Below are 25067 nucleotides of genomic sequence, written 5' to 3'. Positions count from 1 at the left end.
CCTCGGTCCATTGCGCCGGAGGCAACGATGCGTGCGGAACTGATCGTGAAGTCCAAGGCCCTGGGGGGCGTCAGCGACTTGACGCTGCTCGCGCCACTGAAGAAGGGGTTCGTTCCTGCCCTCGATGCGGTGACGTACAAGACCCGCGCCAGGCGCCTGCTGAAGACCTTGAGCTTGGGCCGAGCGACGTCGCACGAGTATGCGTTGTTGCGGCCGTTCTCCGATGCCGTCGAGCGTGTCGGCAAGATCCATTCGGTCAGGGTGGCGATCGTCGAACCGGAAGACAAGATCCTGCTGGCCGTCACGTTCGACGGCACGTGGGAAGCCTACTTGCGCGTCCTGTGGCAAAAGGTCGGCACGTTGCTGGACGTGATCTTCTGCAACACCGAAGACTACCCGAGCGCCTGTGACCACAGCTTCGACGCGTGGGCATCGTGGGTGCGGCGCGTGCAGGTCGAGACGGACTTCTTCTACGGTATGCCCCGCTTGACGGTGGACGATGTCCAGTACTTGCGACAAGAGGAGCAACTGCACCGTGATCGACCGGGCCCGCAGGCCGACCTGGCAGCCGTCAGGGCCACGGTGCGCAGCCCCGAGCAGCGGGCCTGGGAGATGGCACGGCGGTTGTCGCCGTCGGCGGTTGCGGAGACCGTGCGCATGGCCCTCCAATCGTTGTCGGTCATTCACCGGCTGGCCAGCCTGTACTTGCCCACCAAGGAAGACGGCAAGTACCTTCACCGCGCGGCGCGCGATCTCCTGCTGGAGTTCATTCGCCTGAAGGACGAGACGCTGTTGATCGACGATCTGGTGAAGGCGGGGCGCGATCGATTTGCCGAACAGCTGGATTGGTTGCTGCGGCCGCCGGCCCCGGGTCGGCTCGAGGCACCACCGCCGCAGCCGGGCGTGCCGGCGTCGGTGAGCAAGGACGTGCAGGCCGGCATCCTCCATCCGCTGCCGCGCAATTCGTACGGGGCCTTGCTGATGTTCGCATTCGACTCCGGTGCGGCGATGGCCAGCTTCATCGGCGATCTGCGCCTGGCGCGTGATGCGGGCCCGGCCCCTGACGATGGGGTCTACTGCAGCGTCTCGCTCACCGTCGAGGGCCTGCGCCGGGCCGGCCTGAGCGAGGACGAGCTGGCGTGGTACCCGCTGGAGTTCCGGGCGGGGATGGAAGCCCGGGCCAGCGTGCTGGGCGATGCCTGGCACAACCATCCGCGTCGCTGGCGCCTGCCGGTGAGTCGACTTGAGCCGAGCAAGCGAATCGAGTTGAGCAGCGTCGAACTCGTGGTGCAGTTGCGGTCCGATGACCCCAGTGCGCTGGACGATGAGAAGGCGCGCCTGTTGGCTCACCCAGGCAGCCTCTTGCTGGCCGAAGAGCCGATGCAGCGGCATTACGAACCGGTTCCAGGGTCCGCCGATCTGGAACAGGTGCGCGAGCACTTCGACTTCGTCGACGGTATCTCGAACCCGGGTTTCGACGCGAAGGACGAGGGAGACGTCTACGACAACCGCATCGCGCTGGGCGAAGTGCTGCTCGGGCACCCGAACCAGGCCGACGCGATGCCCAGCGCCACATGGCCTGCGGCCCGGCGGGAGCTGATGCACAACGGCTCCTTCCTGGTGGTGCGCAAGCTTCGGCAGGACGTCGATGCGTTGAAGGAAACCCTGCACCAGGCACTGGACGGGCCATTGAGCGGCCATGGCCTGACCGATGAAGCCGTCCTGGCGAAGATGATGGGGCGGGGGCGAGATGGCCGTCCGCTGATCCAGCCCCGCGCCGGGGCCAAGCCGCCATTCAGCAACGACTTCGACTATGCCAACGACCCGGACGGCTCGCGTTGCCCCTTCCACGCCCATGTCCGGCGCGCCAACCCGAGGCCACTGGCCGACCCGGACGTTCCGCTGCCGCCCGGCGGCCGCTTTCCACGGCTGGTCCGGCGGGGGATGTCCTATGGCCCGCGGCACAGCGCCGCGACGGCGGACGAGGAACGGGGCCTGATGTTCATGGCCTACAACGCCAGCATCGCCGAGCAGTTCGAGGTGGTTCAACGCTGGTTGTCCGGCGGCAACAGCAGCGGTGGCTACTCAGGTCAGGGCGATCCGTTCCTCGGCGTCGCGCCGGCAGGCCAGCCGCGTCACTTCCGTTTCGAACACAAGGGGGAGGTCTGCTCGATGTTGCTCGACGAGGCCGAGCCGGCGCAGGCGGCGTTCCGGCAACTCGTCAGGCTCGAGTGGGGCGCCTATCTCTTCACGCCCTCCATCAGCGCACTGGGGCTGCTGCAGGCTCGTGCAGCGCTGGCGGACACGGTGCGCCCCGTCTGGAGTGCCGAGCGTGGCCTGCGCACGCTGGAAACGCTCGAGGCCATGCATGCGTCGACGCCCGAAGCGGACCAGATCGTCCACTGGAAAGCAGCCCTCGAAGACCCCGAGGCCCAAGAGCGATTTGCCTGCGCCGATCTCTGGGCTGCGATCCGGGCCCATCGGGATGGCGCGCTGCGGACGCCCTATGGCGTCATCGTGGCTGACGCCGGCCTGGTGAAGCAGGTGCTGGCGCGCAGCGGCAGCGAGTTCAGCGTCAGCGGCTATCGGCAGCGCATGGGCTCGTCGATCGGTGAGGTCTACCTGGGCCTGGACGATACGGGCGAGCAGCGTTGTCCGTATCGCCAGCAGTCCACGGTCCCGAACGACGCGATTTCGGCGATCGGCGAGCAAAGTGCATTCCAGGCGGCATTCGACCTGGTGAACGGCAAGCTCAAGACGATGGTGGGCTTCGAGCAGGCACTCTCTCGAGGCACGGGCCGCGAACCGTGGGAGCTGAACCTCAATCTGAAAGAGCTCATCGACCCGCTGATCGAGGGCTTGTGCGTCGCCTGGTTCGGTGTGCCGACGGCCGCCACCCCCGAGTTCAAGGGCGGCCCGGCGCGGTGGGACTGGACGCCGGTCGATCCACCACCATGCCCTGGCAATTTCACGGCGCCGTCACGCTTTTTCTTCCAGCCGCAGCCCGGCAGGACGGTGCAGGAATTCGGCAAGACCTACGGAAAACATCTGACCCGGGCCATGACGCAGCTGGTCACTCGTTGGCGTCGGCAGTCCGCGGGCCAGCCGATCGCTGCGCTGGCCAACGCACCGGTGGCGTCCGCGATCTTCGCCATGACGATCGATGGCCAACCCGCCAGCGATGACCTGGTGGCGCGCACGATGGTCGGCGCGATGATGGGGTTCATTCCCACGCTGGATGGTGCGCTCCGGCTCGTGCTGAACGAGTGGCTGCGTGATGGCGAGTTCTGGGCTCTGCGAAACCGCTGGCAGATGGCCGTCGCTGCCGAGAAAGCAGGCGATGCCTCGGCGCGGGAACTGGCGGACGCCGCCGCCACGGCGACCCGCACGACGCTGGTCAGGGCGATGCAGCTCAGGCCGATGCCCGAACTCGTCTGGCGGACCGTGGCGCAACCCTGCCAGCTCGGGCCATTGACACTGGAGCGTGGCGAGAAGGTGGTGCTCTCGATTGCCTCGGCCATGCAGCAGGCACTTGCGGATGGCAGTGACGACGTGATGGCGATGTTCGGCGGCGATCGCTCGACGGCGCCGCACTCGCACGCGTGCCCTGGCTACGCCGCGGCGGTGGGCGCGATGCTGGGGGCCGTGACCGCACTGCTGAAGTCGACCGAACCGATGCGGCCCAGTCCCGCTCCATTGGCCGTGACCTTGGGGCCGCTGCCTCCGGTGCCGCCGCTGCCGGTGCCACCCGGCGCGACGACTGTTTCGACGGCGGCACCGCGTCGCGCGAGGCCCGTGACACCATCGGAAGACAAGGCCGGCGACACGGCGAAGGGAGAAACCGGTTCGGGCTACGCCGAGGAAGAAACGTCACAGCGGCCGCTGCTGTTGGCCGAGGGCGACTCGTGGTTCGACCACTGGTCCCAGCCGGGCCTGTCCAACCTGCTGACACCGCTGCGGGACAGCCACGGCTACGAGATCGACGAGGTGGCCACCGCGGGCGACACGCTCAAGGCCATCAGCCAACCTGCCCAGTTGGACGAGCTGGCGCAGCGCATGCGACGTTTGCGTGGACGGGGCCTCACGCCGCGGGCGATTCTGTTGTCGGCCGGGGGCAACGACATCGTGGCGCGCGCCGCCGATGGGAGGACCGTGCTGGAGAGAATGCTGAACAAGAAGGCAGCAGGTGTCACGCAGGGCCTTGATGAAGCCAAGGCCAAGCATTTCGTCGGCAATCTGCGCAAGCTGCTGGAACAGGTTCTTCACCGCATCGATCGGGAGCGGAAAGAGTACTTTCCGGCATCGCCGCCTCCGATCGTGCTGCACGGTTACGCCTACCCTGTTCCGGATGGTCGCGGTGCGTTGGGTCAACTCGGCAACTGGCTGCTGCCCGCCTTTCAGCGCCAGGGATGGGCGGACGATCCGACGGCGTGTCAGTCGGCGATGGAGCGGTTGATCGATCTGCTCAACGAGATGCTGAGCAGCGTGGCCGCGGTCGGTGCGAATGTGCTGTACGTCGATCTGCGAGAGACCTTGCGAAACGAGTTCACCGACTACCGGCAGGCATGGGCGAATGAACTGCACCCGACCGTCGAAGGCTACGCGGCGCTGGCAGCGATTTTTCACGAGTCGATCGACAACCACGTCAAGGTGTCAGCGGTCGCGGGACAGTCCCATCTGCTGTCGAGCTCTTGATGCGTACCAAGACATGTTCAGGCTTTCGAACAGGGCCAATGCGTCCTCGGCGCAGCGTCGGGTGTCGGCCCCTCCTGCAGCGGCCACGGCTGCCCGGGTCAGCAGGTTCTTGGCCCGTTCATGCGGCGACCCGCGTGCACCGGCTGCGCGCTCGGCCTGGGCGAGATAGCGGTGGGCCCGGTCAGGCTGGCCGGTCTGCGCAGCGGCAAGCGCCAACGCCCGGCACCCCTCTGCCTCTCCGAGCCGGTCGCGCTGGCGTGCGCGCAGGAACAGCCGCGCCGCATGCCGACGCGCTTCGTCGAGGCGGTTGAGCCAGACGCACGCATCGACCATGTGGCCGTAGTTCAGCGAAGTCACCAGCCCGCCGCGGCGGGCTTCGATCCAGGCGATCGCGTCGCGCATGGCCTGCAGGTCCTTGTCGCGCTGGTGCAGCATCCACAAGGCACGCCCGCGCAAGGCGCGGCTCATCGCCAGCAACTGCCGGCTCTTGACCTGCTCGGCCACCCATACCGAGGCATCGGCCATCGCCGCCGCCTCATCCCAGCGGCCCTGCCATTGCCAGGTGCAGCTGATCCAGTTGCGCACCGAACTGGCCACCTGGTGCAAGCCGCCACCGAGCAAATCCATCGCTTCGGCGAAGCACTCATCGGCCAGGTCGAAGCGGCCGGTGTCGCCAAGCAGGGCGCCTTTGCAGGCCAGGGCGTAGGCCGATCCGACGGCCACACTGCCACCGGGCCGCCGTTGGCGACGCTTGCTGTCGATGGCGGCGTCGAGCAGCGGCAGCGCCGCCTGGTAGTCGCATGCAGTGTGCAGTACCTCACCCAGCGTCGCGCGGACCTGCGCGGCCAGGCGCTCATCGCCGGATTCCTGGGCCAACGCCAGCGAGGCCTCGCAATGGCTCTGCGCCGGGCCCGCCAGGCCGCGGGCATACAGCAAATAGCCGATCCAGTATTCCGAGCGTGCAATGGCGCGCGTCGAGCCGGCATGCCGTGCCAAGGCCAGGCCACGCTCGAACAGACCGACGCCGTCGCCGAGCGCCAGCGGGTCGAAGACGCAGGCCATGCCCAACTTCTCGGCGATGGCGCACCAGCGCAATTCGTCCTCGCGGGTCTTCGGCCCCTGTGCGTCCATCGCCTCCAGCGCGGCGGTGTACTGGGTCCGTGCGCGGTCCAGCGCCGGTGCCGCAGCGGCCTTGTCGCCGGCCAGCTCGGCATAGCGCGCAGCCTGGTCGGGCATGCCGCCTGCGGCGCAGTGATAGGCCAGGCTTTCGAACGACTCCTCGGGCACCGTGGTGCTGTTGCCGGCGCCCAGCGCGTGCGCCACCTGACGGTGCAAGGCCACCCGTTCCTGCAGGCCGACGGCTTCGTAGACCACATCGCGGGTGATGCCGTGCTTGAAGCGCAGCCAGCCCGGTTGCTCGGCCGGAAAGACCAGGTCTTCCTCGGCCAGCCGCAGCAGGCTGGCGTCGCTGGCATCGGTCTCGCACAGGCGATCCAGCAGCCAGAACGGGAACACATTGCCGATGACGGCGGCCGTGCGGACCAGGCGCGCCAGGTCCTCGGGCAAGCGGGCGACGCGTGACTGGATCAGCGCGCTGAGCCAGGCCGCTGCGCCCTGCGACTGCTCTGGAACGCGGCGGTTGGCGGCGTCCTCGGCGTGGTGGCACAGCTCTTCGATGAACAGCGGGTTGCCGCCGGCATGGCGGTGGATTTCGCTGACCAGGAACGGATCGGCACCCGGCAGCAGGTGATGCATCGCCTGCTGCGCTTCCTGCAGGTCGAGTGGTGCAAGTTCCAAGGTCGTGCAGCGGGCGTGGGCCCAGGGCTCCATGCCGGGCCGCCGCGCAAGCACGATGAGGATGGGCCGAGGCAGCGCATGCAGCGAATCGAGGATGCGCTGGCTGGCCTCGTCTGCCCACTGCCAGTCGTCAAGCACCAGCAGCATCGGTTGCAGCAAGGCGCAGGCGCCGAACACCGCCTGGACCAGCCCGACCGCACTGCCGGCCGAGACGCGCCGGCTTTCGTCCGGCAGCACCAGCGGCAGCGCGGCGACCAGGGCATCGCGCGCGGGCTTGCCCTCGTCGCCCAGGGCATCGAAGGCGCTCAAGGTCGGCGAGGTGAGCAAGGTGGCGCCCGGCGCGCCGGCGGGCAGGTGCAGCAGGCCGCGCAGCATCTGCAGGAACGGCTGCAGCGGTTCGGCGCCGAGATAGCTTTCGCAGTACCCCGTCAGCACCCGCCAGCCTTGCAGCTCCGGCCGACGCAGGAACTCCTCGACCAGACGGGTCTTGCCGACGCCGGGGCCGCCGACGATGGCGACGCTGGCCGGCGAACCGCCGGCAGCCTGCCGGACGCCACCCAGCAGTGTCTGCATCGCCGCTTCGCGCCCGACGAACGGTGCCATTCCACGCCGTGCGCGGGCCTCGTAGCGCCGCTGCAATGCCGCCCGGCCGGTGATTCGGTAGGCCGGCAGCGCAACCTTGCGGCCACGTGGCGTGATCCACTCGCGTTCGCCGAGCGCGAAGAAATGCGCCTCCGGCCCCAGCGTTTCTTCACTGACGACGATCTCGCCGCGTCGTGCCACGTCGGACAGGCGAAACGCGATGTTGGGCACGCTGCCCAGCAGCTCGAACCGGCCGCGCTCGACATCGCCGTCTGAAATGAACACCAGGCCGGCGTGCACGCCGGAGTGCAGCCCCAGCGTGCCGGCCCGAACGATGCTGCCTTCGACCTCGACCCGGGCGATGGCACGTTGCAGGTCGAGTGCGGCTTCGATCGCGCGGCGCCCGTCGTCTTCACGCGGCTCCGGATAACCGAAGATCGCCAGCATGCCGTCGCCCTGCAGCCGCGCGATGCGGCCACCGTGCCGAGGCACGATTTCGCGGCACAGTGTTCGCAGGGCACCCAGCATCTGGGCGTAGTGCTCGGCCTCCAGCAGGTCGCCCAGCTGGGTCGAGTCCGACAGATCGGCGAACAGCACCGTCAGGTGACGACGCCGGCCCAGGCCGGCAACAGCAGGCGTCTCGTGGGCAGGGTCTGGCATACCACTCCCTGAATCTGCAGCCGTTCCCTCGAGGGGCGGTCGCCGTGTGGCGTGACGGCGCCGTGATGGCCACAGTGTAGAGAGATGTGATCAGTTTGTCGTTGCCAGGCTGCGTGCGATGCGTTGTTTGGGCACCGTCGAGCGGGGGACCTTGCCGCGCACGTCGGTGAACCAGGCGCGCACGTCTTCATCCAGCCCGATGCCGTGCATGTAGTTGTAGATCGCCTTCTTCAGGCCCTTGCCGAGTGCGTCGTGGTCGGCTCCCGTCGGGTCGACAAAGCCGACATCGTTCTTTGCGAAGGGCGAGTCGGGCAATGGCAGCAACGTGATGCCGTATTCCTCGGGGTTCTTGCCGACCGGCGAATGCACGGTGCAGGCGAAGCGGTGGAAGAAGCCCGAATGGATGCAACCGTTCTCGAACAGCTGGCGTACGTATTCGAGCGCGTCGACGGTGTCTTGCACGGTCTGGGTCGGGAAGCCGTACATCAGGTAGGCATGGACCAGGATGCCGGCATCGGCAAAGCCTTTGGTGACACGCGCGACCTGCTCGACCGAGACGCCTTTCTTCATCAGCGCCAGCAGGCGGTCCGACGCCACCTCCAACCCGCCGGAGATCGCGATGCAGCCGCTGTCGGCCAGTTGCTGCGCCAGCGATGGCGTGAAGGTCTTTTCGAAGCGGATGTTGCCCCACCACGAGATCTCGACCTGGCGGCGTTGCAGCTCCTCGGCCAGCGCCCGCAACGCCTTCGGCGGTGCCGCTTCGTCGACGAAGTGGAAGCCGGTCTGGCCGGTCTCGCCGACGATGGCCTCGATGCGGTCGACCAGCGTGCTGGCCGAAGCCGCCTCGTAGCGCGAGATGTAGTCGAGCGTGACGTCGCAGAAGCTGCACTTCTTCCAGTAGCAGCCCTGGGCGACGGTGAGCTTGTTCCAGCGGCCGTCGCTCCACAACCGGTTCATCGGGTTGAGCATGTCCAGCAGCGACAGATAGCGGTTCAACGGCAGGCCGTCCCACGTCGGCGTGCCCACCTCGTCGAACGGCACCTCGGGCTCGGCCCAGTTCGTGTAGCGCACCTGGCCCGTGGTGGCCTCGCGGGTGAAGGTGCGCACCAGGCGCGAGGCCGAGCGCTTGCCCTGCAGATGCTCCAGCAGCGCCAGCAGCGGGCGCTCGCCGGCGTCGAGCGTCACGTAGTCGATGTGGTCGAACAACCTCGGCTCGGCCAGCTCCCGCAGCTCGGTGTTGACGAAGCCGCCGCCCAGCACGGTGGTGGTCTCGGGCCGCTTGGCCTTGATGGTCTGTGCGATGCGCAGCGCCGCGTAGACCGCGCCAGGGAAGGGCACCGACAGCAGCACGACCTGCGGGTGGTGGCGATCGAGCGCTTCCAGCGTCAGCTGGCGCAGTGTGTCGTCGATCAGGTTCGGCGGCGCCGCGAGTGCGCTGGCCAGCGGGTCGAAGCTGGGCTGGCTGGTGGCGAGTTGCTCGGCATAACGCACGAACTCGAAGCGCGGGTCCACCGCGTCGCGCAGCACATCGGCCAGGTCGTTCAGGTACAGCGTGGCCAGGTGGCGGGCGCGGTCTTGCAGGCCGAGGGCGCCGAAGGCCCAGGCCAGCGGGTCGGCGTCGTCGGCGTAGAGCTGGCTGTAGATGTCCAGCGAGCGGAAGCGTTCGCCCTCGGGCAGGAAGAAGCGGGTGTTGATGCGGTGGGCCAGCGTCGGGTCCTGGCCCTGCAGAAAGCCGATCACGCGCGCCACCGTCGCTTCGTAGCGCGGAAACTCGTCGATGAACTGCCGCGTCTGCGCGGTGTGCCGCGCGGTGGGCAGGGCCTGCACGGCATCACGCAGCTGCAGCAAGCCGGCGGCGGACAACAGGCGCAGCACCAGCGCCAGTGCAAGGTCTTCCTGCACGGCATCGACCCCGCGCGAGCGCAGGAAACCGGTCAGGTAGGCGGTCGACGGGTACGGCGTGTTCAGCTGCGTCATCGGCGGGATGACGGACAGCACGCGCAGCGGCGATGAAGGGGCGGGGGCGGCGGCAGGCATTCGAAGTCGAAATTGTGCCCGCCGCCCGGCCGGCACGGCGGGTCAGCTGCCGAAGACGTCCTTGTACGACGAGTACATCGTCAACGTCACCAGCGGCAGCAGCACCAGCCAGCCCAGGCCGAACGGGATCGACGCGACGATCGCCGCGACGAGAAACACAATGCCGTGCAGCAGGAAGGGCACGATGTTGCGCAGGCAGGCGGCGAAGCTGGCGCGCACCGCTTCCACCGGCGGCACGCCGCGGAAGACGACCAGCGCCGGCGAGAACCACAGCGCCATGATCACCGGGATCGACAGCGCCAGTCCGACCAGCAGCGCCAGCAGGCCGGCACCGGCCGCGGCCATCATGCCGGCCATGCTCTGCGATGCGCCGGCCGCGCCCATGCCCATGATGGCGCCGAAACCGAGCACGCCCATCACGACCATGATGACGACGATGGCGGCCAGGCACAGCGCGCCCAGCACCAGCAGCGGGTTCAGCGACTCCTTGAAGCCCAGGCTCAGGTCACCGACATCGAGCTTGTCGCCGGACTCACTTTTGCGTGCAGCCAGCAGGCAACTGCCGGTCACCACCGGCCACAACAACGTCGTCGCCAGCCCGCCGAGAAAGGGGATGAAGCTGAGCACGACGGCACCGATCAGCAAGATCAAGGCGATCACGACCCAGATGCCGGCGTTCTTCTGAAACAGCGCCCAGCCGTCACTCCACCAGTTGATACCACGGCCCGCGTCGACGCTGCGTGCCTGAACGCCACCTTCGTTGATGTTCACCATTGCAATCTCCTGTTCCCTGGCTGCTTTTGCCACGCGCCGCACGATAGCCGTTTTCGCCGGCGCTGCCGATGGGCGCGGGGGCTATTTCGTATTTCCCTCGCCAAACCGGACACGCCGCGGTCCCCTAGCCCCCGGGATGGGCGCCGGCAAGCGCGCCACCCACACTGGCGCCGCCGGCCGCAGGGGCTGGCAACCCCCTCGCACCTCGGGAGAACCGCATGAAGTACCACCTCGTCGCCGCCAGCCTGTGGGTCTTGGCCGCCTCCGCCCAGGCCGGCTCGCCAGCCTCCATTTACTGCCCGCCGATCGGCTTCGTCACCGGCAACACGGCGGTCAATGGCAGCTTCGAGACCGCCCAGCCCGGTGTGCCCGCAGGCACCGAAACGTGCTGGACGCCACGCACCGGCTCGACCGACTCGGCCGCCGCCAGCTGGACGATGCACAGCAGCAACGGCGGCGCCAAGGTCTGCTCGACGCTGGTGCCGTCCAACGCCCCGGGCGCCAACGGCAACCTGATGCTCAAGTTCAGGGCCGGCGGTAACGAGGGTGGGGTGTTCCAGAGCATCCCCGGCACGGCCGGCAAGACCTACATGTTTTCGGCCTGGGTCAAGGTGGCCAAGGGCCAGGTGGCGATGCAGTCCAGCGGCGGCAACACCGGCCCGGTGAGCTGGAGCACCAAGCATGGCGAATGGGAGCAACTGCGTGTCTGCACCGATTCGACCGGCGCCACCGACACGATGGTCATCTACAACCAGGATCCGAATGGCGGCCTGTTCTACGTCGATCGGGTCGAGCTGCGCGAGACCGTGCCGGGGCCCTGAGGGCACTGCCGGCGTGTGTCGCCTGCGCGTTCACGGTGCACGACCGGCGGACACTTCCATGACCAACCGTGCCACCAGGTACAGCCGGGGCACGATCGTGTCCGTGTCCACGTGTTCGGCATCGTTGGAGTGCGCACCGAAACCCGTGAGCCCCAGCCCTTCGATGACCGGGCCGCGCGCTCGCAGAGCCGCGAATGCGGCATCGGTGCCACCGCCGGTGGCCACGTCCGCCACCTTCATGGGCAAGCCGAGTTCGCCATAGATCGCCTGGGCGCGCCTGGCCAGCGCCCGCGACGCGTCGGTGGCTTCCAGCGGGGGGCGGCGAACCTCGAACTTGAGCTGGACCTTCGCGCCTGGCACCCGGCCGTTCTGCAGGCGCCGTTGCATCTCGTTCTCCAGCCGATCGAAATCGGCCACGCGCAGCGCGCGTGCGTCGGCTTGGGCCGTGGCGCCGGCCGGGATCACGTTTCGGTTCGTCCCGGCCTGGGCCATCGTCCAGTTCAGCTTCAGGCCGGCTCCCGGCTCGGACAAGTCCTGCATCTGCAGCACTTGGTGGGCGAGCTCTGTCAGTGCGTTGAGGCCACCCTCCGGCCGCGACCCGGCATGCGAGGCCCGGCCTTCCACCGACAGGTACGCCGCGCCGATGCCGCTGGTGGCCAGGCGCACGCCGCCCTGCGTGTTGCCGGCTTCGAAGGACAGCGTCATGTCCTGGTCGGCCGCCAGGCTCGAAATGGCGGCGCGCGACCCAGGCGAGCTGATCTCCTCGTCGCCGTTGATCAGCACGGTGAGCGTGCCGTACTCATCGATCCCGGCCTTCTTCAGCAGGGCGATGGCATGCAGGATCGTCGCCACCCCTTGCTTGTCGTCCGCGATGGCCAGCCCATAGGCCTTGTTGCCTTCGACGCGGAATGGCTGGTCCTTCAGCATGCCCTTCAGGTACACCGTGTCCATGTGGGCGATGAACAGCACCTTCTTGGTCCCACGGCCCTTGAATTCGGCCCTCACCATCGAGCCCACGCGTGCCGGCGTGTCTTCCATGCGGTACAGATCGGTCGGCTCGATCAGCGAGACCTCGCCGCCGAGCGCCTTCAGCTTGGCGGCGATCAGCCCCGCCAACTGAGCCAGGCCTTCCAGGTCCTTGCTGCCCGACTCGACTTCCACCAACGCACGCAGTGTTTCAAGCAACGCGGGCTGCTCTTGCCGCGCCAGTTGCTGCAGTTGCTGCTGTGAGGCGGGTGCGGCAACGGCCAGGCACGCCGCGAAGAGTGACAGCCCGGCGAACAGCGTGCGGAGGTAGGTCTTCATGGCCCGGGATTCTGCCGTCAACCCGGGGCAGCCGGCAGCGCTGCAACGCACCACCAGGTGCTGCCGCGCGATACCTCGTCTTTCATGCGTTAGGTCCACTGCGTCGGGCTCGTCCGGTTGCCGGACTGTCCGAGCCTGTTGGCGTCGGCTAGAACAGACCTGGCTGGTCGCCGAGCTGGGCGCCTTCGAGCTGCAGCAGCCTGAGCTTGGTCTGCAGGCCGCCGGGGCCCGAGAAACCACCCGCCTGGTGACGCGCGGCCATCACTCGGTGGCAGGGCACGAGTGACGCGAAGTGGTTGCGGCCCAGCGCCTGGCCGACGGCGCGGGCCACGGCCGGTCCGCCCAGCTCGGCGGCGAGTTCGCCGTAGCTTCGTGTCTGGCCAGGTGGGATCTGCCGCGCCAGCGCGTAGACGCGGCGGTTGAACACGGGCACGTCGGCATCGGCCAGCGGCACGTCGTCCAGCGTGTCCGGCGCGCCCTGCAGCGCAGCGGCCAGGCGGCGCAGCACCTGTGCCATGGCTGGTGGCGGCTCGGTCTCCCGCAGACCAGGAAAGCGCTGCTGCATTCGCCGTCGCGTCAGTTCAGGCGTGGGCTCAGGCAACTGACCGCCGCAGACTTCGAGCGCGTCGTTCCACGCCAGCCCGCACAGGCCGGCCGGTGTGTCGAAGAAGGCGAAGCCGCTCATCGACGTGGTGGCGCTATTGCGGCACGAAGCCGGTGGCCTTGATGATCTTGGCCCAGGTGGCGGTGTAGGCGCGCTCGCGGCTGCCGAGCTGTTCGCCCGTCATGTGGCCGACCGTCAGGCCCATCGCGGTCAGGCGGTCGCGCACCGCCGGCTTGGCCAGCACCTTGGCCAGCGCCGTGGAGAACTGGTCCAGTGCGGGCTTGGGTGTGCCCGCGGGGGCGAAGACGCCATAGTAGGGCACGTCTTCAAAGCCGGCCAAGCCAAGCTCGGCGAAGGTCGGCACATCGGGCAGCGCCAGCTGGCGCGTGCCGCCCAGCACCGCAACGATGCGCAGCTTGCCGCTCTTGTGGTTTTCGATGAAGTCCGGCACCGAGCCGACGCCGGCCGCGATCTGGTTGCCGAGCATGTCGGCCATCATCGGTGCACTGCCGCGGTACGGCGCGGCCACCAGGTCGAGCTTGTACTTCTCGGCGATCAGCTTGACCAGGAACTCGGGCACCGAGGCGGGCGCGGGCACGCCGACCGCGCCTTTGCCACCACCGGCGCTCTTGACCCAGGCAACGTACTCGTTGAACGACTTGGCTGGCGTGCCGCCGGAGACCGCGAACGAGTTGACGAAGGTGGCAAAGCCGGCCACCGGCACGAAGTCGACCACCGGATCGAAGCCGGGTGTCTTGACGACCTGCGGCAGGATCGAAATCGAGTGGTCGTGGCTGAGGAACAGCGTGGTTCCGTCCGCAGGCGCAGCCTTCAGCGTCTGCGCGGCGAGTTGGCCGCCGGCGCCGGGCTTGTTCTCGACGATCACCGTCGCGCCCAGCTCGTCTTTCAGGCTCTCGGCCAGTACGCGGGCGATGGCGTCGGTGCCGCCGCCGGCGGGAAAGCCCACCAGCAGCTTGAGCGTCTTGCCGGTGAGAGGCTCGGCTTGCGCCAGCCCGGTGAATGCGGTGGTGGCCAGGGCCAGCGCGGCGGCGAGGCCTTGGCGGCGGCTGAATCGGGACAGGCTGGGCATGCGGGATCTCCTCCTCGGGCTTGAGGGCGCCAGCGTAACTGAGAGTCGAAATCAGCGTGCGGCCGGCGCTCGCTGCGCCACAATGACCGCCCATCATGAATTACCCACAATTCGACCGCGCCTCGAACAACTCGCCGCTGGGCGACGACGAACTCGAAGCCTTTGACGAGCTGTTGCTGGCGCTGCCGGCCGACGGCGCGATGACCCTCGAGGGCGTCGACGGCTACCTGACCGCGATGCTGCTGGGCCCGGCCGAATGGCTGGACCAAAGGCCCACGGCCGATTGGCTGCCGCTGATCTGGGGTGGCGATGGCCCGAACGGCGAGCCATTTGCCAGCAACCGCCAGCGCAAGCGTGCCACCCTGTTCACGTTGCGCCATTTGCAGGCCATTGCCTGCCAGCTGCGCGACCACCCCAAGCACTGGGAGCCGCTGTTCAGCATCGTCGAAGCCAACGGTGAAGAGTGGGTCGACGCGCAGGACTGGTGCACCGGTTTCCTGCAGGCGGTCGACCTGCAGCCCGATGCCTGGGCCGATTGGCAGGCCGACGCCGAGCTGGGCCCGGGGCTGGCGACGATCGCGCTGCTGGGTGACGACGAACTGCCCGACACTGGCAGCGAAGAAGCGCAAGCGCTGGCCGACCCGGCGGCGCGCGACGCGATGGCGCGCGAGGTGTTTGCCGCCGTGCTGGCGATGCACGCCCGGCGCCACGGCGCGCCGCGCTGAACTGGCGTCAAGCGGGCACCGGCGCCGATCGGCGCCGCGCCAGCCAGGTAAAGCTGGCCAGCGCCGCCAGGCCCAACAATCCGGCCGAGACGGCCAGCGCCGTGCGAGCGCCCCAGGCGGTCGCTGCCGCACCGCCACCCAGCGCGCCGGCCAGCGTGACGGCGTGCCCGATGCTGCGCAGACTGCCGTCGACGCGCGCCAGCCGATCCGGCGGCGCAGCGGTCTGGCGCCAGGTGGCGTCGTGCACGTTGCGCAGCGTGTGACCGGCATCGCCGACCAGCTGGTGCAGGGCCAGCAAGACCAAGGCGCCCCAGCCGGCGCCAGACGCCAGCGGAATGAAGCAGGCGCCGACGGCCATCGCCGCCAGCCCCAACGTCATCGCGCGACCCGGCCCCCAACGCCGCCCCAGCGCTGGCGCCAGGGCGGCACCGGCCAGCGAACCGAGGCCGCCGAGCGCAAACACCATGCCCAGCGGGCCGAGCGCGAGACCGAGGTCGCGCGAGACATAGATCATGTAGCTCGTGCCGGTCACGCTCACCGCCAGCGCCGTCAAGGCCTCGATGCCTGCCAGGCTGCGCAGGGCCGGGTGCTGCCAGAGGGTCGTGAAGCCGGTGCGCACGTCGGGCCAGAGGCTGGCCGCCGGCGGGTGGGCTTCGGGCTCGCCTGCGGCAGGTCGGGCTTCCGGTACGCCGCGCAGGCACAGGGCCGAAGCGAGATAACTCAGGCCGTCGAGCGCCAACGCGGCCACGGCGCCCAGACCCTGGTAGAGCCAGCCGCCGATGCCGAAGGCCACGGCCTCGACCACGCTGCCGGTGGCGGACAAGGCAGCGTTGCGCTCGGCCAGCGTCTGGCTCGCGCTGGCTCGGGCCAGCCAGGCCGAGCGCGCCAGCTCGAAGCCGACGCTCCACAGCCCGCTCAGGCCGGCCGCCAACGCCAGCATCCACCAGCTCAGCCAGCCGGCGGCTGCGAGGCCGGCCAGCGTCAGCAGCAACAGCGCGCGCAGCCCGTCGGTCAACAACATCACGCGGCGGGCGGGCTGGCGGTCGACCCAGCCCCCCAGCCACAGTGCGCCGGCCGCGCCGGCAGCCACGTCGGCCACCAGCAACCAGCCCATCTGCCAAGGCGTGGCGTCGAGCGCCAAGGTGGCGAACCAGGGGATCGCCAACCGGCTGAGCATGCTGCCGAGGTTGGACACCGCCTCGGCGCCGAGGACGCGGCGGAAGGCGATCTTCGGATCGGTGGGGGCGGGCGCGGGCGCGGGCGGCATGGCGGGCCGCAGTATCGGCGACCGCGCAGCAATCCGCGGCGACGCGGCCCGCACAGGGCCGGCGCGCGCGACCGTCAGGACCGGGCGGTCATTCGTGTGCGGTCAGGCCGCTCTTCCACAGCCCGTCGGCGCCGGCAAACGGCGTGGCGCCGGCCAGGACCCGGCCATCGGTGGCCAACCTCACCCATGCGAGCGTGTCGTGGTGGCTGCCCGGGATCAGGTCTTTCGAGCGCTCCTTCAGCAGCCAGGCGTGCAGACGCTTGTAAGCCTCGGGGTGGCGTTGCTGCGTCCAGGCCAGGCCGACCAGATCACCATAGCCTTCCTCGCGGCGGGTGCCCTTCATGTTGCGGTAGGCATTGCGCAACTCGGGGCTCAGGCCCTCGGGCTCGACCGCGGTGAACCCGGCCGGCAGGCCCATCCAGGCGCCATCCAGGTAACGCCGGCAATGGCCCAGTTCGTGCGCGGCCATCAGTTCCAGCGTGACGTTCAGCAGCTCCGGCGCGATGCGGTCCAGTGTGGCCTCGGCTTCGGGGTTGCCGCGCATCGACAGCACCAGCTTGCAGCGGCCGTCGACGAAGCCCAGTGCGAGCGGCGCCTGCCCCGGCGTGGGCTGCGGCTGCACAACGATGTCCAGCGGCAGTTTGGTCTCTTCGGCGTAGGTGATGACCGGCCAGGCGCCCTTGAGCCAACGCATCTCGGTGGCGGTGAGGTCGGCAGCCGTGGCCGCCAGGGACGTGAACACCGTGAAGCAGGCCAGCAGGTATTTGCGCACAGAGGACTCCTGTTGCTGGCATCTTCGTCAAGCGCAGCGGCCCGTTGAGCGAGAAAAGCCGGGTATTTCCGCGGTGGCTGTGCGCTGCTGCGCAGGAATTGGCTCGGTTACAACCGCCGCCGCCCCAAGGCGGGGCGGTTGGTCGCAGGGCTGGGGCCGCGCGGCTCAGCGGACGACGAGCTCAGGCGTGCCGCCTGCCGGCGCGATGCGCCCGACCACTGCCGCCTGGCCGAAGCCGTGGCGGTTGAAGACCGCCAGCACGGCGTCCACGGCATCCGGCGCGCAGGCCACGAGCAGGCCACCGCTGGTCTGCGGGTCGCACAGCAAGGCCTTGTCTTCGGCCGCAAAGTCGCCCGGCAGCGCCACCTCGGCGCCGTAGCCCGCCCAATTGCGCCCGGAAGCGCCGGTGACGAAGCCTTGTGCCGCCAGGCCTCTGGCCCCGGTGAGCAAAGGCACGGCCGACCAGTCGAGTTGCACTTCGCAGCGGGCGCCGCGCGCCATCTCCAGCGCATGGCCGGCCAGGCCGAAGCCGGTCACGTCGGTCAAGGCATGCACACCCGGCAACGCGGCCAGGTCGGGCCCCGGGGTGTTGAGCTGGGTCGTGCAGGCAATCATCTGCGCATAGCCGGCATCGCCCAGCGCGCCTTTCTTCAGCGCCGCCGACATCACCCCCACGCCCAGCGGCTTGCCCAGCACCAGGAGGTCCCCAGGCTGTGCATCGGCGTTGCGCTTGACGTGTTTCGGGTGCACCAGGCCCAGCGCGACCAGTCCGTAGATTGCTTCGACCGAGTCGATCGTGTGGCCACCGGCGATCGGGATGCCGGCCGCCCGGCAGGCCGATGCGCCGCCTTCGAGGATGCGGCCGATGGTCCGCGTCGACAGCACGTTGATCGGCATGCCCACCAGCGCCAACGCCAGGATCGGCCGGCCGCCCATCGCATAGACATCGCTGATCGCGTTGGTGGCGGCGATGCGTCCGAAGTCGTGCGGATCGTCGACGATCGGCATGAAGAAATCGGTGGTGGCGATCAGCGCCTGATCGTCGTTGAGCTGGTAGACCGCCGCGTCGTCGGACGTTTCGATCCCCACCAGCAGCTCCTTGGGCACCGGCATCGCAGCCGTGCCTTTGAGGATCTCCGACAGCACGCCAGGCGCGATCTTGCAGCCGCAGCCACCGCCGTGCGACAGCGACGTCAGGCGAGGCTCGGTCGGCTCGGGTGCCGTGGCGGTGGCGGACGGGTCACGTGGATTCATGGCAGGGCTTGAGTGGGTGGGGCACGGCCGCCGGCCGCCCGAGCAGGTCGGCGACCAGCATCTGCAAGACAGCCGCTTCGTGCGCCGGGGCGAACAGGTCGGCTCTCGCATCGCATTGCTGCTTCAGGCGCGCAAGCATAGCCGGCTCGTCGCGGGCTCGCTCCAGCAGGGCCGCGAGTGCCCGCGAATCGCCCACGGGGAAGTAGCCGTCGTAATGCTCCCCGAGCAGCCCCACATTGCCGTCGACGCGTGACGCCAGTACCGGCGTGCCGCTGCGCACGGCCTCGATCACCACATGCGCGCCGCCTTCCATCCGGCTTGGATGCACCAGCAGGTGGGCCGACTGGATACGCCGCCGGGTTGCCGCGTGCGGCAAGGCGCCCAGCCACCGGTATCCGGGGCACTCGGCCATCAGGGTCGCCGCCTGGGCCCCCAAGGCCGGGTCGAGTGCGGCACCGACATGGTCGAGCCGAATGTCGGCACGGTGGGCCAACCGGCGTGCCGCCGCGAAGTAGGTGGCGGGCGATTTTTCTTCGCGCAGATGCCCGGCCATCAGCGCGCGCAGGTGGATCGGTGTCTTGGCGAGGGGGCGGCGCGCGGTGCAGGACTGCAGGACGACACAGGTCTTCGGCTGCAAGGCAGCGGGCAAGGCCTGCGGCCCGAGCGCGTTGAGCACGATCAGTCGATCGGCACTGTGCAACGAGGCCTGCGCGGCGGCGTCGCCCAGGATGTCGCGGTACAGATCGGTGCCGGTGAGGGTCACGATCAGCGGCGCGGTGGGGCGCTGTTCGCGCCACTGCGCGGCGGAGGCGGCTGACTTGCGAGCATGCAGCGCGATCATCAGGGCCTCGTCGCCACCGCCCCAGGCGGCGGCCAGGCGCACACGGTATGCTGCCGACAGCATGTGCGCCCAGCGGCGCGCCGTTTGCCAGTTGCCGTTGTTGGCGTCGGCCAGCGCCGGTGTCACGATGACGATGTCGCAGCGATGCACCACTCCAAGGTTAACCCGAAGCCGCCAGGCCACGAAGAAGGGAAGGCAGCGCGCCAGGCCGGCGCCGCCTGGCTAGCGACTGCGCTGACCGCCAGTCGCCGGGACACCTTGTCCAGCTTCCAAGTCTTCGAACAGCGGCTCGAAGCCCTGGCGGTGCCGCGCCATGAAACGCTGAACCCGCCGTTGTGGGAGCTTGGCCACATCGGCTGGTTCCAGGAGTTCTGGCTGGCGCGCAACCCGCACCGCCAGCTGGGCCTGCGCGCCGATCCGGCGGCGCACAGGTCGGCTTGCGTGCGGCCCCGTTGCGACGAGCTGTACAACTCCAGCACCGTGGCCCACGCTGCGCGTTGGACGCTGCCGCTGCCCGATGCGGCCGACACGCGCGCCGACCTGGGGCTGCAGCTCGACGCCACGTTGGCCCTGCTGTGCGAGGCGGGTGACGACGATGCCGCGCTGTACTTTTTCCGTCTGGCGCTGCTGCATGAAGACATGCACCACGAGGCGGCGCTGTACATGGCGCAAAGCCTGGGTGTGCCGATCGAGGATCGGCGCTGGCAGGCCACGCCGCTGCCTGACGATTGCGTTCAGTTGGCGTTCGACGCCGGTCGGTGGACTCTGGGCGTTGCCGATCGTGGTTTCGCTTTCGACAACGAGTTGGCGCCACATGACACGGCCGTGCCGGCCACGCAGATCGACAGCCGGGTGCTGCGTTGGGCCGAATACCTGCCATTCGTCGAATCGGGGGGCTACGACCAGTTGCAGTGGTGGTCCGAAGCCGGTCGTGCGTGGATCACCCGCGAGCGCCCGGTCGCGCCGCGCTACACACGCCGCCAAGGCTCGGGTTGGCAGCAATGGCGGCACGGTGAATGGGGCGACCTGGACCTGCGCTTGGCGGCGTGCCACCTGACGGCCTTCGAGGCCGACGCCTGGTGCCGATGGGCCGGTCGCCGCTTGCCGACCGAAGCCGAGTGGGAACGTGCGGCCATCGAACGGTCCGATGATTTCGATTGGGGCCAGGTGTGGGAATGGACGGCCAGCGTGTTCCAGCCCTATCCGGGCTTCGAGCCGCACCCTTACCGCGACTACTCGGCTCCCTGGTTCGGCGACCGGCCGGTGCTGCGGGGCGCCTCGTTCATGACCCAGCCGCGGATGCGGCACCCGCGCTACCGCAACTTCTTCATGGCCTGGCGCAACGATGTGCCAGCAGGGTTCAGGACCTGCCGGCTTTGAGCCGCACGAGCACCTCGATGGTCTTCCGGATAGAGTCCGTGCGCATGGCCCCCCCGCAAGCTGCCCTGATGGGCCATGAACCGATCCCCGGCGCACCGGCGCTGGTGGCGGCGGAGGCGAGTCCATGAGACTGCAACTCGCGCAGGTGGATGCACGGCACCCGGCCGCACGCACCGGTGCGCCGCCAGCCCTGCGAGCGCTCGATCTGCAGGTCGCCGATGGTGAGCACGTCGCGGTGATCGGGCCCTCGGGGGCGGGCAAGACGACGCTGCTGCAGGTGCTGGCCTGTGCCCTGCCGCCCGAGGCGGGTGACTATCGACTGGGTGATCAATCACCATGGCGCCTGTCCACCCGCGAGTTGCATCGCCTGCGGGGCCGGCTCTTTCTCGCCCCGCAGGTGCCCCCGTTGCCGCCGCGTCAACGCGTGGTCACGGCGGTGCTCGCCGGTCGCCTGCCGGCGATGGGGCTGCTGGCCAGCCTGCGTTCGCTGTTCTACCCCGCCGACATCCCGGCGGCCTACGAGGCCCTGGTTCGGTTCGACCTCGACGACAAGCTGTTCGAGCGGGTCGACCGGTTGTCCGGCGGCGAGCGCCAGCGCGTCGGCCTGGCGCGTGCGCTGGTGTCGCCGGCCCAGCTTTGGCTGGTCGACGAGCCGCTGTCGTCGCTCGACCCGACGCGCGCCCGCCAGGCCCTGGCCACGCTGATCGAGTCGGCGCACGAGCGACAGGTGACGCTCGTCACCAGCCTGCACCAGGTGGACGCGGCGCTCGCGCACTTCCCGCGCATCGTCGGCCTGCGTGACGGGCAGATCGCGTTCGACCTGCCGGCGCACGAGGTGACGCGGAAAAGGCTCGAAAAGCTCTACGAGCGCCACGAGGACGAACTGGGTGGCGAGGCCGCACCGGCCACGGTCGCCGAACCGGTGCCGGTGCCCGTGGTGATGCACTGCCGATGAAGGGGGGCGCCCCATTGCGGGCGGCGCTCGACCCGCCGACGCGCGATCCGGCATGGCTCGGGCGCCTGTTCTGGCTGGGCGCGACGCTGGTGCTGCTGTGGCCACTGCTCGTCGCCACCGAATTCAAGCCCTGGCAGGTTGCCGACGGGCGCAGCCTGCAGGCCACCAGCCAGTTCCTGCGCAGCTTCGTGCCCCCGGCGCTGTCGCCGGACTTTTTGACGATGGTGGCGCGGGAAACCTGGCGCACGGTGGCCATGGCAACCACCGGGATGACGCTCGCGTTGGTCATCGCGTTGCCGCTGACGTTGATGTCGACGCGGGTGCTGTCGGTGTCGGCGCTGCGCGGGCGCATGGCGGCCGTGCCATTCTGGGTGCGACAGGCCGTCAGGTTCCTGCTGATCGTGCTGCGCAGCGTGCCCGAGCTGGTCTGGGCGCTGGTCTTCGTGCGGGTCGTGGGCCTCGGGCCGACAGCCGGCGTGTTGGCGATCGCGTTGACCTACGGCGGCATGCTGGGCAAGGTCTACGGCGAGATCCTCGAAAGCGGCGAGGTGCACGCGACCGAGTCGCTGCTGCGCAATGGTTGCGGCCGATTGCAGGCGTTCTGCTTCGGGTTGTTGCCGCAGAACGCCGGCGAGCTGGTCTCGTACACCGTCTACCGCTGGGAATGCGCCATCCGCTCGACCGTGGTGCTGGGGTTCGTCGGTGCGGGCGGCCTGGGCCAGCAACTCGACGGGTCGATGAAGATGTTCGCCGGTGACGAAGTCTGCACGATGCTGCTGGTGTTCTTCGGCCTCGTGGCGCTGGCCGATCGAACCAGCACCTGGCTACGAAAGGCCCTGGCATGACGCCGCGTCGCGCAGCCAACCCGCCGTACAAGCTGCCGCCGACGATCTTCGACGCGCGCTGCAAGGCCTGCTGGTTCACCGCGGGCCTGCTGGTGCTGGTGGTGGCCAGTTTCTGGTCGCTGGACCTGCAGTGGGCGCAGTTTTTCTCAGCGGATGCGGCGCACGGCATGGCTCGCTTCATGGGCGAGTTCTTTCCGCCTGACCTGAGTTTGCCGTTCGTGCGGCAGGTGCTCCTGGCCACCTGGGAAACACTGGCGATGTCGGCCTTGGGCACGGTGTTGGCGGGTGCCGGTGGTCTGCTGCTTGCGCTGCCCGCGAGTCGCTTGCACGTGCAGGACCCCTCCCGCGCACGCGCACCGACCCGGCTGCTGCTGAACGCGCTGCGATCGGTGCCGGAGCTGGTGTGGGCCACGCTGCTGCTGATCGCCGCCGGCCTGGGGCCATTTGCTGGCACGTTGGCACTGGCCGTGCATACCACCGGCGTGCTGGGCCGCTTGTTCGCCGAGGCGATCGAGAATGCGCCCGCGGGGCCCGGCGCCGCGCTGCGAACCCAAGGGGCGCGCACAGGCCAGGTCTTCTTGTACGCCACGCTGCCGCAGGTGCTGCCCCAGTTGATGAGCTACACCTTGTACCGCTGGGAGAACAACATCCGCGCGGCGGCCGTGCTGGGCGTGGTGGGCGCCGGTGGCCTGGGGCAACTGCTGGTTTTCCACATGGGCCTGTTCCACATGGACAAGACGGCGACCATCTTGATCGCGATGCTCGTCCTGGTGGGCTGCGTGGATGCGTTCAGCTACTTCTTGCGACGGCTGATGACGCGATGAGACGCTGGGGTGGGGCAGTCACCAGGCGGTCGAATGGCTTGCAAGTATTCAATGATTCCATTACCATGGAACTATGGATGAGCAAGCTGTCGTTCGATCGTTGGCCGCGCTGGCCCAGCCGGTGCGCCTGCAAGTGTTCCGGGCACTCATCGTGGCCGGTCGCGAGGGCTTGACGCCGGGCACGATGGCCGACGCGCTCGGTGTGCCGCAGAACACCTTGTCGTTTCACCTGAAGGAGCTGGCCAACGCCGGCATGGTGACGCAAGAGCGGGCGAGCCGCCACATCATCTACCGGGCCGCGTTCGACCGAATGAACGCGTTGCTCGGTTATCTGACCGAGAACTGCTGCCGCGGCATGAACTGCGACGAAGCGACGGCCGCGCCGTCGTGCAGCAGCTGCTGACCCCATTTGCCTTCAGGAGACTGCGATGAAGCGATTCCACGTCCACGCCCATGTCGAAGACCTGCCCACGAGCATTGCCTTCCACTCGAAGATGTTCGGTGCCGAGCCCATTCGCGTCGAGAGCGACTACGCCAAGTGGATGCTGGAAGACCCGCGGATCAACTTCGCGATCTCCACCCGCGGCGGCACGCTTGGTGTTGACCACCTGGGCATTCAGACCGACAGTGCCGAAGAACTGGCCGAGCTGAAGGCCCGTGCGGAAGCTGCCGACATGGCGCTGCAAGACGAAGGCGAAACCACCTGCTGCTACGCCCGCAGCGAGAAACACTGGGTCACCGACCCCCAAGGCATCGCCTGGGAGCACTTCCACACGCTGGCAGACATCCCGGTGTTCAGCCAGAAGGCCCCCGCCACAGCCGGTACGGCCGCTCCTGACGCGAGCGCCTGCTGCGTCACCCCTGCCACACCCAAGCCGCGAGGCAAGCCCATCGGCATTGCCGTGACGGCAGACAAACCCGCGTCTTCCTGCTGCTGAGGTTCTACCGTGATCAATTTCTTGACGCGCCAGCTGTACCTGCTGGCAGTGGGCGGAAGCGTGGCCGTTTTCGCTGCGAGCCTGGCATGGGGCTGGCCGCTGGAAGGGGTGGTGCTGGGCTGGAGCGTGCTGGTGTTGGCCACCGGTGTCTGGCTCGAGCGCCTCGCGCCGTTCGATCCGCGTTGGCGCCTGTCGAACGACGACACCGGCACCGATGCCACCAGCGCCGTGGTGCTGATCGGCGTGGTCGACCCGCTGCTGAAGGCCGTGCTGCCGATCGTGGCGCTGGTGCTGCTGGCTCCCCTGGCTCCGTCCGGTGACGGGTGGTTCCTCGGTGCGGCGCCGTTTGCACTGCAAGTGGTGGCCGCTGTGCTGTGGATCGAATTCAGCAAGTACTGGTCACATCGTGCGCATCACCAGGTCGCCGCGCTGTGGTGGCTGCACGCGCTGCACCATGGCAGCGAGCGGCTGTACTGGTTGAACAACTTCAGGTTCCACCCGTTGAACCACCTGGCCAACGCCGCCGTCAGTCTGCTGCCGTTGTTGTTGCTCGGGGTGCCGCCAGAGGTGCTGCTGGGTGCCGTCGCGCTGACCCAGCCGGTGGTGATGCTGCAGCACCTGAACGTGCGCACCCACAACGGCTGGCTGAACCATGTCTTCAGCACCAACGAACTGCACCGCTGGCACCACTCGGCCGAGCCTCAGGAAGCGAACTCGAACTTCGGCAGCGCGCTGGTGCTGTGGGACCAACTGTTCGGCACCTTCCGCCACCAGCCGGGCCAGCCGGCGCGTGTCGGGCTGTTCGGCGACGGCAGCGGCTACCCGGCGAAGGCGCCGTACCTGCAGCAACTGCTGTCGATTTTCACGCCGGCGTGCTGCCGGGTCTAGCCAGAGACTTTGC

20 protein-coding genes are annotated in these 25067 nt (G+C 68.8%); 10 read left to right on the top strand and 10 right to left on the bottom strand.

Annotated features, from left to right (window positions below; genetic code table 11):
• Positions 1-27: 27 nt before the first annotated feature.
• The gene (locus VFY73_RS04330; RefSeq protein ID WP_329716684.1) at positions 28-4695 is read left to right on the top strand and encodes a Dyp-type peroxidase; all 4668 of its coding nucleotides are present in this window, start codon (positions 28-30) and stop codon (positions 4693-4695) included.
• Here the strand turns inward: VFY73_RS04330 and VFY73_RS04325 are convergent.
• The 3 genes from VFY73_RS04325 to VFY73_RS04315 form a co-directional block, all read right to left on the bottom strand.
• On the bottom strand, positions 4654-7734 hold the full coding sequence (locus VFY73_RS04325; protein ID WP_329716683.1) for an ATP-binding protein: 3081 nt from the start codon (positions 7732-7734) through the stop codon (positions 4654-4656). The two genes, VFY73_RS04330 and VFY73_RS04325, sit on opposite strands and share 42 nt — an antisense overlap.
• Positions 7735-7824: 90 nt before the next feature.
• Positions 7825-9771 (bottom strand): B12-binding domain-containing radical SAM protein, encoded by a 1947-nt coding sequence (locus VFY73_RS04320; RefSeq protein WP_329716682.1) that lies wholly within the window; start codon positions 9769-9771, stop codon positions 7825-7827.
• A gap of 42 nt (positions 9772-9813) precedes the next feature.
• Positions 9814-10545, bottom strand: a complete 732-nt coding sequence (locus VFY73_RS04315; RefSeq protein WP_329716681.1) for a BPSS1780 family membrane protein — start codon at positions 10543-10545, stop codon at positions 9814-9816.
• A 218-nt stretch (positions 10546-10763) separates the two neighbouring features.
• Here VFY73_RS04315 and VFY73_RS04310 point away from each other — a divergent pair, with 218 nt between their 5' ends.
• The gene (locus VFY73_RS04310; RefSeq protein ID WP_329716680.1) at positions 10764-11366 is read left to right on the top strand and encodes a hypothetical protein; all 603 of its coding nucleotides are present in this window, start codon (positions 10764-10766) and stop codon (positions 11364-11366) included.
• A gap of 30 nt (positions 11367-11396) precedes the next feature.
• On the opposite strand, the gene VFY73_RS04305 is transcribed toward VFY73_RS04310, so the two are convergent.
• The 3 genes from VFY73_RS04305 to VFY73_RS04295 all read right to left on the bottom strand — a co-directional run bounded on the left by VFY73_RS04305 (position 11397) and on the right by VFY73_RS04295 (position 14365).
• Entirely contained in the window at positions 11397-12671 is a 1275-nt protein-coding gene (locus VFY73_RS04305; RefSeq protein WP_329716679.1) for a glutamate carboxypeptidase, read from the bottom strand.
• A 148-nt stretch (positions 12672-12819) separates the two neighbouring features.
• Entirely contained in the window at positions 12820-13356 is a 537-nt protein-coding gene (locus VFY73_RS04300) for a methylated-DNA--[protein]-cysteine S-methyltransferase (RefSeq protein WP_329716678.1), read from the bottom strand.
• Between the two features lie 13 nt (positions 13357-13369).
• On the bottom strand, positions 13370-14365 hold the full coding sequence (locus VFY73_RS04295) for a Bug family tripartite tricarboxylate transporter substrate binding protein (RefSeq protein WP_329716677.1): 996 nt from the start codon (positions 14363-14365) through the stop codon (positions 13370-13372).
• A gap of 95 nt (positions 14366-14460) precedes the next feature.
• Between VFY73_RS04295 and VFY73_RS04290 the strand changes: the two genes are divergently transcribed.
• Positions 14461-15090, top strand: a complete 630-nt coding sequence (locus VFY73_RS04290; RefSeq protein WP_329716676.1) for a UPF0149 family protein — start codon at positions 14461-14463, stop codon at positions 15088-15090.
• Positions 15091-15097: 7 nt separating this feature from the next.
• Here the strand turns inward: VFY73_RS04290 and VFY73_RS04285 are convergent, their stop codons facing one another.
• From VFY73_RS04285 to senB, 4 genes are all read right to left on the bottom strand, one after another.
• Positions 15098-16357: an MFS transporter gene (locus VFY73_RS04285; protein WP_329716675.1), complete on the bottom strand. Its 1260-nt coding sequence runs from the start codon at positions 16355-16357 to the stop codon at positions 15098-15100.
• Between the two features lie 88 nt (positions 16358-16445).
• The gene (locus tag VFY73_RS04280; RefSeq protein WP_329716674.1) at positions 16446-17129 is read right to left on the bottom strand and encodes a hypothetical protein; all 684 of its coding nucleotides are present in this window, start codon (positions 17127-17129) and stop codon (positions 16446-16448) included.
• Between the two features lie 165 nt (positions 17130-17294).
• Positions 17295-18383 carry a selenide, water dikinase SelD gene (selD, locus tag VFY73_RS04275; RefSeq protein ID WP_329716673.1) on the bottom strand — a complete coding sequence of 363 codons (1089 nt, stop codon included), beginning with the start codon at positions 18381-18383 and terminating at the stop codon, positions 17295-17297.
• Entirely contained in the window at positions 18370-19374 is a 1005-nt protein-coding gene (gene senB, locus VFY73_RS04270; protein ID WP_329716672.1) for a selenoneine biosynthesis selenosugar synthase SenB, read from the bottom strand. Before senB ends, selD begins: the two co-directional genes overlap by 14 nt.
• On the opposite strand from senB, the gene senA reads away from it, so the two are divergent.
• From senA to VFY73_RS04235, 7 genes are all read left to right on the top strand, one after another.
• Entirely contained in the window at positions 19369-20604 is a 1236-nt protein-coding gene (gene senA, locus VFY73_RS04265; protein ID WP_329716671.1) for a selenoneine synthase SenA, read from the top strand. The genes senB and senA overlap by 6 nt on opposite strands.
• A gap of 124 nt (positions 20605-20728) precedes the next feature.
• Positions 20729-21559, top strand: coding sequence for a phosphonate ABC transporter ATP-binding protein (locus VFY73_RS04260; protein WP_329716670.1), 831 nt, complete (start codon positions 20729-20731; stop codon positions 21557-21559).
• The gene (locus VFY73_RS04255) at positions 21556-22404 is read left to right on the top strand and encodes an ABC transporter permease (RefSeq protein WP_329716669.1); all 849 of its coding nucleotides are present in this window, start codon (positions 21556-21558) and stop codon (positions 22402-22404) included. The genes VFY73_RS04260 and VFY73_RS04255 overlap by 4 nt, the downstream gene beginning before the upstream one ends.
• Positions 22401-23228, top strand: coding sequence for a phosphonate ABC transporter, permease protein PhnE (gene phnE / locus VFY73_RS04250; RefSeq protein WP_329716668.1), 828 nt, complete (start codon positions 22401-22403; stop codon positions 23226-23228). The genes VFY73_RS04255 and phnE overlap by 4 nt, the downstream gene beginning before the upstream one ends.
• 73 nt (positions 23229-23301) lie before the next feature.
• Positions 23302-23631, top strand: a complete 330-nt coding sequence (locus VFY73_RS04245; RefSeq protein ID WP_329716667.1) for a metalloregulator ArsR/SmtB family transcription factor — start codon at positions 23302-23304, stop codon at positions 23629-23631.
• Between the two features lie 25 nt (positions 23632-23656).
• Positions 23657-24166: an ArsI/CadI family heavy metal resistance metalloenzyme gene (locus VFY73_RS04240; RefSeq protein ID WP_329716666.1), complete on the top strand. Its 510-nt coding sequence runs from the start codon at positions 23657-23659 to the stop codon at positions 24164-24166.
• A 9-nt stretch (positions 24167-24175) separates the two neighbouring features.
• The gene (locus VFY73_RS04235; protein WP_329716665.1) at positions 24176-25054 is read left to right on the top strand and encodes a sterol desaturase family protein; all 879 of its coding nucleotides are present in this window, start codon (positions 24176-24178) and stop codon (positions 25052-25054) included.
• Positions 25055-25067 lie beyond the last annotated feature (13 nt).

The organism is Ideonella sp. (assembly GCF_036277275.1).
Lineage (GTDB): Bacteria > Pseudomonadota > Gammaproteobacteria > Burkholderiales > Burkholderiaceae_C > Ideonella.
Note: the sequence above shows the minus strand (reverse complement) of the source record. Positions and strands in the feature narration are given on the sequence as shown.